Below are 9,816 nucleotides of genomic sequence, written 5' to 3' on the forward strand. Positions count from 1 at the left end.
GGTCGCGGAAAACTGTTCAAGCAGCTCTTTCGGGACCTTCGGTAACTCTCGAAGCGGTTTCTTTTTGGTTGGCATACATGCACCTCTTACTCATGGTATGCCCGAACACAAAATTTCTGACACCCTCGCCAGGCGAAGGCCTTGCAGCGCTCTTGAGATCGAGCGCCGCCCGCGCGGCGCATCGCGGGACAAGCCCGCTCCCACATCTGTTTCGGGCCAATGAGTCCTGTGAAAGTACCGCTGCCCGCCTTGGTGCATGTCTTGAGTCATGTGGAGCAGCGTTAGCGACCACGCTGAAACCGCGTCGTATCAACAGGGCGGACCAGGTAATGGCACAGGAGAGACTGGCCCGAAACAGATGTGGGAGCGGGCTTGTCCCGCGATGCGCCGCGCGGGCGGCGCTCGATCTCATAGGCGCCACAAGAGCTGTGGCAGGCACCTGTATGCCCTGATGCAACCTACAGCCAGGCACCTGCATGCCCTGACGCAATCACCAGCCAGGCACCTGCATGCCCTGACGCAATCACCAGCCAGGCACCTACCCGCCCTCACGCAATCCCCACCAACAATCAGACCGCCCGCGCCCGTGTCACCCGATCCACCAGATACACCAACCCGTGATAGTCGATCCCACTATGGCTCGACAGCCCAATCTCGCATGTGCGGCTGGTAGAAATCCCTTCACTGCAATACTGCACCGCATCCTTGAGCGTACGCAGCGAGTGGGCATTGAGCTCGGGCGTGGTGAACCCCTTGTCGCCAGCAAACCCACAGCAGTGGATACCTTCAGGAATAACCACATTCTTGCTGCAGCGCCGCGCCAAATCGATCAGCGCCTGGCTCTCGCCCAAGTGCTGGGTGCTGCAGGTCACGTGCACGGCCACCGGTTCGTCCTGAGGGGTGAATTCCAGCTTGTTGACCAGGTGGGTGCGAATGAACCGCACCGGGTCGTACAGGTCCAGCCGGGTTTCACCAAGGTCCTGCACCAGGCGCAGGGTGCAGGGGCTGGTGTCGCAGTAGATCGGGTCGAGGCCGCCGCGGCTGGCGTGCAGCAGGGCGGTGATCAGCTCCTGGCGTTTGTGCTCGGCCTGCTCGGGGTAGCCCTTGGAGGCGAACGGCTGGCCGCAGCACAGGCTGTCGGCGTTGTCGGGGAACACCACCTGGTAACCGGCCTTTTCCAGCAGGGCGCGGGTCTTGTCCAGCAGCGAGCTTTGTTCGCGGTCGGCGTAGGCGGGGCCCATCACGCGGGAGACGCAGGCGGCCAGGTAGACCACCCGGGGGCGGGCATCGTTGCTCGGTGCGTTGAGCGCGATGGCGCGCAAGGGTTGCGGCATGGCCGGGGTCCACTGCGGCAGGCGGCCTTTGCTGGCTTTGCTCAGGCTGGCGCTGAGGCGGGCCATGCGTGGCGCGCCCAGCAGCTTGCGGGCGCCGTTGGCGGCGGCCAGGGTCAGGCGGGCGCCGCGCAGGGTGGTGTGGAAATGGTCGGCCAGCCAGTCGGCGGCCTTGACGTGCTCGGCAGCCTCGCCGCGCAGCTTCTTCACCAGCTCGCCGGTGTTGATGCCCACCGGGCAGCGTTGGGCGCACAGGCCAGTGGCGGCGCAAGTGTCGATGCCCTGGTACTGGTAAGTGTGCAGCAGCTCGCGGGTGTCGACGCCGGCGCGCTTCTTCGCCTGGATGTCGCGCCACATGACGATGCGCTGGCGGGGGCTGAGGGTGAGGCCTTTGGACGGGCACACCGGCTCGCAGAAACCGCACTCGATGCACTTGTCGACGATCTCGTCGGCGGCCGGCAGCGGCTTGAGGTTCTTCAGGTGGATGTCCGGGTCTTCGCTCAGCACCACGTCGGGGTTGAGGATGCCGTTGGGGTCGAGCAGGCGCTTGAGCTGCCACATCAGCTGGTAAGCGTCCTTGCCCCATTCCAGCTCGACGAAGGGCGCCATGTTGCGCCCGGTGCCGTGCTCGGCCTTGAGCGAGCCGCCGAACTCCACCGCCACCAGCTGCGCCACGTCGTCCATGAAGGCTTGGTAGCGGGCCACTTCCTCGGCGCTGTTGAAGCCCTGGGTGAAGACGAAGTGCAGGTTGCCTTCCAGGGCGTGGCCGAAAATGATCGCCTCGTCGTAGTGGTGCTTGTCGAACAGCTGGATCAGGCGGTTGACGCCCTCGGCCAGTTGCTCGATGGGGAAGGTGACGTCTTCGATGATCACGGTGGTGCCGGTCTGGCGCACGGCGCCGACGGCGGGGAAGGTGTCCTTGCGGATCTTCCACAGCTGGTTGTACACCGCCGGGTTTTCGCTGAACTCGACCTTCTGTTCCAGTGGGTAGTCGGCAATCGACGCCATCACCTGTTGCAGCTGCTCGTGCAGCAGGCTCTGGCTGGCGGCCCGGCACTCGATCAGCAGGGCGCAGGCGTTGGCCGAGAGGTCCTTTACCCACGCCGGCATGCCCGGCATCTCCTGCACCGAACGCAGGCTGCGGCGGTCGAGCAGTTCGACGGCGGATACCGGCTGGCGCTTGAGCACGGTCACGGCGCGGCAGCAGCTTTCCACGCTCGGGAACACCAGCAGGGCGCTGGCCTTGTGCGGGTGGTCGGGCACGGTGTCGTAGGTGACGGCGCTGATGAAGCCGAGGGTGCCTTCGGAACCGACCAGCAGGTGCTGGAGGATGTCGAGCGGCTGGTCGTAGTCCACCAGTGCGTTGAGCGACAGACCGGTCGTGTTTTTCAGTCGGTACTTGTGGCGGATGCGGTCGGCCAGTTCGGTGTTGGCGCGGGTCTCACGGCCCAGGCGAGCGAGTTCGTCGAGCAGGCTGGCGTGGCTTTGTTCGAAGGCGGCGACGCTGGCCGGGTCTTCGCTGTCCAGGCGGGTGCCGTCGGCCAGCACCAGGCGCAGGCCGGCCAGGGTGTGGTAGGTGTTCTGTGCGGTACCGCAGCACATGCCGCTGGCGTTGTTGGCGACGATGCCGCCGATCTTGCAGGCGTTGATCGAGGCCGGGTCGGGGCCGATCTTGCGCCCGTAAGGGGCCAGCCAGGCGTTGGCCTGGGCGCCGATGACGCCGGGTTGCAGGCGGATCTGCTCGCCCTGGCCGCGAATCTCGCGGCCATTCCAGCTGTCGCCGAGCACGATCAGCACCGAGTCGCTGATGGCCTGGCCAGACAGGCTGGTGCCGGCGGCGCGGAAGGTTACCGGCACGCGCTCGCGCTGGGCCAGCTTAAGCAGGCCGACCACTTCGTCTTCGGACTCCACGCGCACCACCAGCTTGGGGATCAGCCGGTAGAAGCTGGCATCGGTGCCGAAGGCCAGGGTCGAGGTGGGGTCGTCGAAGCGGCGTTCGGCGGGGATCAGGCGCTCGGCATCACGCAGGAACGCGGCGGGCAGGCTCATGCAGTCTCCTCGCGGGGCCGCGGCGTCTGGCGCGCGGCGTGCCCCGGGTATTCAGGCGGTAGCGGGCGCTCAGGCGCCCAGTTCGCGGACCAGCGAGTCGCGGGTGATCTCGCTGATGGACTTGGCGCCGGTCAGCACCATGGCCACGCGCATTTCCTTCTCGAACAGCTCCAGCAGGTTCTTCACCCCGGCCTCGCCGTGGGTAGCCAGGGCATAGAGGAAGGCGCGGCCGATCAGCACGGTGTCGGCGCCCAGGGCGATCATGCGCACCACGTCGAGGCCGCTGCGGATGCCGGAGTCGGCGAGGATCTTGATATCGCCCTTCACCGCGTCGGCGATGGCCGGCAGGGCGCGGGCGCTGGACAGCACGCCGTCGAGCTGGCGGCCGCCGTGGTTGGAGACGACGATGCCGTCGGCGCCGAACTTGACCGCGTCGCGGGCGTCATCGGCGTCGAGGATGCCCTTGATGATCATCGGGCCGTCCCAGAATTCGCGGATCCACTCCAGGTCTTTCCAGGAGATGGACGGGTCGAAGTTGTTACCCAGCCAGCCGATGTAGTCGGCAAGGCCGGTGGGGTTGCCACGGTAGGCGGAGATGTTGCCCAGGTCGTGGGGGCGGCCCATCACACCGACGTCCCACGCCCATTGCGGGTGGGTCATGGCTTGCAGCACACGGCGCAGCGGGCCGTTGGCGCCGCTCATGCCGGAGTGGGCGTCGCGGTAGCGGGCGCCGGGCACGGGCATGTCGACGGTGAACACCAGGGTTTGCACGCCGGCGGCCTTGGCGCGCTCCAGGGCGTTGCGCATGAAGCCACGGTCCTTGAGCACGTACAGCTGGAACCACATGGGCCGGTTGATGGCCGGGGCCACTTCTTCGATCGGGCACACCGACACGGTGGACATGGTGAAGGGGATGCCGTGGGCGGCGGCGGCGCGGGCGGCCTGCACTTCGCCGCGGCGGGCGTACATGCCGGTGAGGCCGACGGGGGCCAGGGCCACGGGCATGCTCAGGGTTTCGTTGAACAGCTTGGTCTCGAGGCTGAGCTCGGACATGTTGTTCAGCACGCGCTGGCGCAGGGCAATGCTGGCCAGGTCCGACACGTTGTGGCGCAGGGTGTGTTCGGCGTAGGCGCCGCCATCGGCGTAGTGGAACAGGAAGGGGGGCAGCTTGCGTTGGGCCGCGGCGCGATAGTCGGTGGAGGCGGAAATGATCATGGATTCTCGCAGCGTGGGTTGAAGGAGATGCCGGGCGCAGTGGCGCGCCCGGCCCCTTTCACTTTAGTGATGAACCAGCATGCCGGTCAGCCAGTAGGCCTGGACCAGGGTGATCAGGCCGACGATGGTGGCGAAGAACAGGCTGTGCTTGACCGTGAAGCGGAACAGGTCGGATTCCTTGCCCACCAGGCCGGTGGCGGCGCAGGCCACGGCGATCGACTGCGGCGAGATCATCTTGCCGGTCACGCCGCCGCTGGTGTTGGCGGCTACCAGCAGGGTGTCGTTGACGCCGATCTGGTGCGCGGTGGTGGCCTGCAGCGAGCTGAACAGGGCGTTGGACGAGGTGTCGGAGCCGGTCAGGAACACGCCCAGCCAGCCGAGGAACGGCGAGAAGAACGGGAACGCGGCGCCGGTGCCGGCCAGTACCAGGGCCATGGTCGAAGACATGCCCGAGTAGTTGGTGACGAAGGCGAAGGCCAGCACCATGCCGATGGACAGGATTGGCCAGCGCAGCTCCCAGAAGGTCTCTTTAAAAGTGGTCAGACCAGTTTTGAAGTTGATCTTCAGCACGGCCATGGAGATCAGCGCGGAGAGGAAGATCGCGGTGCCGGTGGCGGAGATCGGGTCGAGCTTGAACACCGCGGGCATGGCGGTGGGCGCGGCGACGATCGGCGCGGTCTTGATCACCAGTTGGTCGAGGTGCGGGATGGCGAAGTTGAACACGAAGTTGTACATCGCGCCGCCCGGGGCGAACGCAGCCTTGAACGGCTTGAGGGTCCAGATGGTCACCAGCACGGTGAGGATCAGGAACGGCGACCAGGCCTTGAAGATCTCGCCGAAGCTGTATGGGCTCGGCTGGCTGCCGCTCGACTGCACCACGGCGGCGCCGACGCTGCCCTTGGCTTCGCTGAACGAGCGCTTGGGCTGCCAGACCTTGAGGAACAGGGTCAGGGCGATCAGGCTGGCCAGGGCCGAGGTGATGTCGGGCAGCTCTGGGCCGATGAAGTTGGAGGTGAAGTACTGGGTGACGGCGAAGCTCAGGCCGGCGACCAGGGCGGCTGGCCAGGTTTCTTTCACGCCGCGCAGGCCGTCCATCATGAACACCAGCCAGAACGGCACGAACAGCGACAGCAGCGGCAGCTGGCGGCCGGTCATGGCGCCGATGTGGAAGGCGTCGATGCCGGTCACTTGGCCGGCGACGATGATCGGGATGCCGAGGGCGCCGAAGGCCACCGGGGCGGTGTTGGCGATCAGGCACAGGCCGGCGGCGTACAGCGGGTTGAAGCCCAGGCCCACCAGCAGCGCGGCGGTGATGGCCACGGGGGCGCCGAAGCCGGCGGCGCCTTCGAGGAAGGCACCGAAGCAGAAGCCGATCAGCAGCACTTGCAGGCGTTGGTCATCGGTGATCGACAGCACCGAGCTGCGGATCACTTCGAACTGGCCGCTCTTGACCGTGAGTTTGTAGAGGAACACCGCGGCAACGATGATCCAGGCAATCGGCCAGAGGCCGTAGAGGAAGCCATAACCTGCGGCGGCGAAGGCCATGTCGACAGGCATCTGGAAGGCGAAGATCGCCACCAGGATCGACAGCGCGAGGGTGATGCTGCCGGCGACGTGGCCTTTGAGGCGGAACACGGCGAGGGCAAGGAAGAAGAAGACGATAGGGATGACCGCCGCCAGTGCGGACAGACCAAGACTACCAAGCGGGCTATAGAGTTGTTGCCAGGTTTGCATATGGGGTGGCCCCTAATTTTTGTTGGTAAGGCACTGGCATTGGATAATTGGTAAGACCAATTTACAATGGCTGGTCGCTAGGTTAAAAGCGCCATTGCGGGTGTGTCAATTTGTCCCGTGCAAAACTTTGGTCGGATGCCGATGAGCGGGCGCCTGATGGGTGGCTAAAATCGCCGGCTGATGGTGTCGGCACAGGCCGGATAGGCGCAGAATAGGCGCCCCCGGGATCCGCACGCCGGGGTTCGTGGAGAGCATGTAGATGGTTTTTGATCAGGTTCGCCAACGGCGCCTGTCCGACGACATCGTCGATCGGTTGGAAGGGATGATTCTGGAAGGCACGCTGACTTCGGGGCAGCGGCTGCCGGCCGAGCGCGCGCTGGCCGAGCAGTTCGGCGTGTCCCGTCCGTCGTTGCGCGAGGCGATCCAGAAGCTGGTGGCCAAGGGGTTGCTGGTCAGTCGCCAGGGCGGTGGCAACTATGTGGCCGAGTCGCTGGGTTCGACCTTCAGCGACCCTTTGCTGAAACTGCTCGAGGGCAGCCCCGAGGCGCAGCGTGACCTGTTGGAGTTCCGCCACACCTTGGAGGCTTCATGCGCTTATTACGCGGCGCAGCGTGCCACCGCGCCGGACCGCGAGCGGTTGAGGGTAGCCTTCGATACCTTGCAAGATTGCTACAACCGGGTTGACGAGGTCAGCCGGGCGGAGGAGGGCGCGGCCGATGCGCGCTTCCACCTGGCCATCGCCGAGGCCAGCCACAACGCCGTGCTGCTGCACACCATTCGTGGGTTGTTCGACCTGCTCAAGCGCAACGTGGTGACCAACATTGGCGGCATGTACCGGCAGCGCAGCGAGACGCGCGACATGTTGATCGGGCAGCATCGTGAGTTGTACGAGGCGATTGTCGAGGGGCGTGCCGAGGATGCGCGGGAGGTTTCCAGCCGGCACATTCTGTATGTGCAGGAGGTGCTGGAAGAGGCGCAGGAAGAGGCCCAGCGGGTGGCGCGGGCGGAGCGGCGCAGCGGGCGCTGACGCCTGGGCACCGTGGTAGCGGGCTTGCCCCGCGATTGCGCCAGCAGGGGCAACAGTGCTGCCTGACCTGGCGCCATCGCGGGGCAAGCCCGCTCCCACGGGGTAGGTAGAGTTTTACTCTTCCTTGCCCTTGTTGCGCATGGTGCGCTGCAGCTCGCGGTTGGAATCGCGTTCGCGCACGGTGTCGCGCTTGTCGAATTCCTTCTTGCCCTTGCCGAGTGCGATCTCGCACTTGATCAGGTGCTTGCTCCAGTACAGCGACATCGCCACGCAGGTATAGCCCTTCTGCGCCACGGCCGCTTCGAGGCGCTCAAGCTCGCGCTTGTTCAGCAGCAGCTTGCGTGTGCGGATCGGGTCGGCGATGACGTGGGTGCTGGCGGTGTTCAGCGGGGTGATGTGGCTGCCGAACAGCCAGGCTTCGCCATCCTTGAGCAGCACGTAGCTGTCGGTCAGGTGCGCCTTGCCGGCCCGCAGGCTTTTTACTTCCCAACCGGACAGGACCAGCCCGGCCTCGAACTTGTGTTCGATGAAGTAATCGTGTCGCGCCTTCTTGTTCTGCGCGATGGTCCCGGTCGGATGTTTCTTTTGCTTAGCCATAGGGGCGGCATTATAGGGAGTCGCCGCGTCCTCGGCTATGGGGTTTAGGTGCGCTTGAGCCTGTTGTGTGAATCCCGGACAATGCAGCCCTTGTTCTGATCAACAGAAACGTATTCGAGGCGCTATGTAGCGCTGCCGCCCCGTTTGGAAGTGACGCCTGGATGACTACCCATATTCAACGCTCCGCCCTGCTGCCTTACCCTGCCCAGGCGCTCTACGACCTGGTCAACGATGTGGCCAGCTACCCGGCGTTTTTGCCGTGGTGCTCGGCCTCGACGGTGATCGAGAGCAGCGACACGCACATGCGCGCCAGGCTGGAGGTGGCCAAGGGGGGCATCAGCCAGCACTTCGTCACGCGCAATGTGCTGGTGCCGGGGCAGTCGATCGAAATGAACCTTGAAGAGGGTCCGTTCTCCCAGTTGCATGGCGTGTGGGTGTTCAAACCGCTGGGCGAGAAGGCCTGCAAGATCAGCCTCGATCTGTCGTTCGACTATGCCGGTGCGTTGGTGCGCGCCACTTTGGGGCCGTTGTTCAATCAGGCTGCCAATACCATGGTCGATGCGTTCTGCGAGCGTGCCAAGCAACTGCATGCCTGAGGCGTCGGCTGTCACTGAGGCCTGCCAGGCAGTCGCCCAATAAAAAGCCCGGACAGTGTCCGGGCTTTTTCGTTGTCGCCTGCGGTTATTGCGGCGAGGTGTCCAGCGGTGCTGGCGTCGGGACCGGGGTGGTCTCGATGGTGTCGATCTCTTTTTGCAGTGTCTCTTCCAGCGAGCCTGGCTTGGCCGGCTTTTCCGGTTGCTGGCTTTGCTGGTGCGCCGGGCTGACCGTGGTATCGCCGCTGCCGCCGAGGATTTCCTGGTCGCGGCTGACGCCTGGCATGAAGTCGCCGGCCAGGCTGACCAGTTGGTCGCTCTCGTTGAAGAAAATGCTCATGCGCTCTTGCTGGCGCTGACCGCCACCAGGCTGCAGGCTGTACAGGTAGTCCCACCGATTGGTGTGGAAAGGGTCCTGGATCAGCGGATTGCCCATGATAAACCTTACTTGCCGGCGGGTCATTCCCGGGCGTAATTGGTCTATCATGTCCTGCGTGACGACATTGCCCTGCTGGATGTCGATTTTGTAAACCCCGGGAAACGAGCAACCGGCGAGTGCGAGCAGTCCCACTAGGGTGAGGCTGGTTAGCAAGAGCTTGGTGTTTTGCATCGGTGGGCGACTTCCACTATCTTGGCTGGACAACGTAAACCCCGATCATACCCGTATTAAGAGAAGCTGCGAAGCAGCATCGGCGAGAAAGCTGACCATGGTTGAAAATAGCGAATTGCGCAAAGCGGGCCTCAAGGTAACCTTGCCTCGAGTCAAGATTCTTCAGATGCTCGACTCCGCCGAGCAGCGTCACATGAGTGCGGAGGATGTCTACAAGGCACTGATGGAAGCTGGCGAAGATGTCGGCCTGGCGACCGTGTACCGCGTGCTGACTCAGTTCGAAGCGGCTGGCCTGGTGGAGCGTCACAACTTCGATGGCGGCCATGCTGTGTTCGAGCTGGCGGATGGCAAGCACCACGACCACATGGTCAACGTGGACAGCGGTGAAGTCATTGAATTCTTCGATGCCGAAATCGAGAAACGCCAGAAAGAGATCGTTGCCGAGCACGGCTTCGAGCTGGTGGACCACAACCTGGTCCTCTATGTGCGTAAAAAGAAGTAACGATTTAGCTCGTTACTGACGACAAAGGCGACCTTCGGGTCGCCTTTGTGCTTTCTAAGAAGTGGTTGAGGGGGCGTGGGGGGGGGGGGGGGGGGGGGGGGGGGGGGAAAGGAGGCTACAATTGATGTCGTTCTTGTGCTCCTCTGTTCTCCTCCCCA

8 protein-coding genes are annotated in these 9,816 nt (G+C 64.4%); 3 read left to right on the forward strand and 5 right to left on the reverse strand.

Annotated features, from left to right (window positions below; genetic code table 11):
* Positions 1–569 precede the first annotated feature (569 nt).
* The 3 genes from ACO6VM_RS15395 to ACO6VM_RS15405 all read right to left on the reverse strand — a co-directional run bounded on the left by ACO6VM_RS15395 (position 570) and on the right by ACO6VM_RS15405 (position 6,329).
* Entirely contained in the window at positions 570–3,380 is a 2,811-nt protein-coding gene (locus ACO6VM_RS15395) for an FAD-binding and (Fe-S)-binding domain-containing protein (RefSeq protein WP_401060437.1), read from the reverse strand.
* A gap of 69 nt (positions 3,381–3,449) precedes the next feature.
* Complete coding sequence (lldD, locus tag ACO6VM_RS15400) at positions 3,450–4,595, reverse strand: FMN-dependent L-lactate dehydrogenase LldD (protein ID WP_390966784.1); 1,146 nt, start codon at positions 4,593–4,595, stop codon at positions 3,450–3,452.
* Positions 4,596–4,658: 63 nt separating this feature from the next.
* A complete protein-coding gene (locus ACO6VM_RS15405; protein WP_110995191.1) occupies positions 4,659–6,329 on the reverse strand; it encodes a lactate permease LctP family transporter in 1,671 nt (556 codons plus the stop codon).
* Between the two features lie 259 nt (positions 6,330–6,588).
* Between ACO6VM_RS15405 and ACO6VM_RS15410 the strand changes: the two genes are divergently transcribed.
* Positions 6,589–7,356, forward strand: a complete 768-nt coding sequence (locus ACO6VM_RS15410; protein WP_401060440.1) for an FCD domain-containing protein — start codon at positions 6,589–6,591, stop codon at positions 7,354–7,356.
* A gap of 114 nt (positions 7,357–7,470) precedes the next feature.
* On the opposite strand, the gene smpB is transcribed toward ACO6VM_RS15410, so the two are convergent.
* Complete coding sequence (gene smpB / locus ACO6VM_RS15415; protein ID WP_023629355.1) at positions 7,471–7,953, reverse strand: SsrA-binding protein SmpB; 483 nt, start codon at positions 7,951–7,953, stop codon at positions 7,471–7,473.
* A 161-nt stretch (positions 7,954–8,114) separates the two neighbouring features.
* Here smpB and ACO6VM_RS15420 point away from each other — a divergent pair, with 161 nt between their 5' ends.
* Complete coding sequence (locus tag ACO6VM_RS15420; RefSeq protein ID WP_401060443.1) at positions 8,115–8,549, forward strand: type II toxin-antitoxin system RatA family toxin; 435 nt, start codon at positions 8,115–8,117, stop codon at positions 8,547–8,549.
* Between the two features lie 85 nt (positions 8,550–8,634).
* On the opposite strand, the gene ACO6VM_RS15425 is transcribed toward ACO6VM_RS15420, so the two are convergent.
* The gene (locus ACO6VM_RS15425; RefSeq protein WP_258644538.1) at positions 8,635–9,156 is read right to left on the reverse strand and encodes an outer membrane protein assembly factor BamE; all 522 of its coding nucleotides are present in this window, start codon (positions 9,154–9,156) and stop codon (positions 8,635–8,637) included.
* Positions 9,157–9,253: 97 nt separating this feature from the next.
* Here ACO6VM_RS15425 and fur point away from each other — a divergent pair, with 97 nt between their 5' ends.
* Positions 9,254–9,658 carry a ferric iron uptake transcriptional regulator gene (fur, locus tag ACO6VM_RS15430; RefSeq protein ID WP_028691268.1) on the forward strand — a complete coding sequence of 135 codons (405 nt, stop codon included), beginning with the start codon at positions 9,254–9,256 and terminating at the stop codon, positions 9,656–9,658.
* The last annotated feature ends 158 nt before the right edge of the window (positions 9,659–9,816 follow it).

Origin of the sequence: Pseudomonas sp. GZD-209 (genome assembly GCF_049310485.1) — a bacterium.
GTDB classification, from domain to species: Bacteria; Pseudomonadota; Gammaproteobacteria; order Pseudomonadales; family Pseudomonadaceae; genus Aquipseudomonas; species Aquipseudomonas sichuanensis.

Bases quoted from the DNA above. Each gene is read 5' to 3' on its own strand.
- lldD (WP_390966784.1), bottom strand. From the start codon at position 4,595: ATGATCATTTCCGCCTCCACCGACTATCGCGCCGCGGCCCAACGCAAG.
- ACO6VM_RS15410 (WP_401060440.1), top strand. From the start codon at position 6,589: ATGGTTTTTGATCAGGTTCGCCAACGGCGCCTGTCCGACGACATCGTC.
- ACO6VM_RS15425 (WP_258644538.1), bottom strand. From the start codon at position 9,156: ATGCAAAACACCAAGCTCTTGCTAACCAGCCTCACCCTAGTGGGACTG.
- smpB (WP_023629355.1), bottom strand. From the start codon at position 7,953: ATGGCTAAGCAAAAGAAACATCCGACCGGGACCATCGCGCAGAACAAG.
- ACO6VM_RS15405 (WP_110995191.1), bottom strand. From the start codon at position 6,329: ATGCAAACCTGGCAACAACTCTATAGCCCGCTTGGTAGTCTTGGTCTG.
- fur (WP_028691268.1), top strand. From the start codon at position 9,254: ATGGTTGAAAATAGCGAATTGCGCAAAGCGGGCCTCAAGGTAACCTTG.
- ACO6VM_RS15395 (WP_401060437.1), bottom strand. From the start codon at position 3,380: ATGAGCCTGCCCGCCGCGTTCCTGCGTGATGCCGAGCGCCTGATCCCC.
- ACO6VM_RS15420 (WP_401060443.1), top strand. From the start codon at position 8,115: ATGACTACCCATATTCAACGCTCCGCCCTGCTGCCTTACCCTGCCCAG.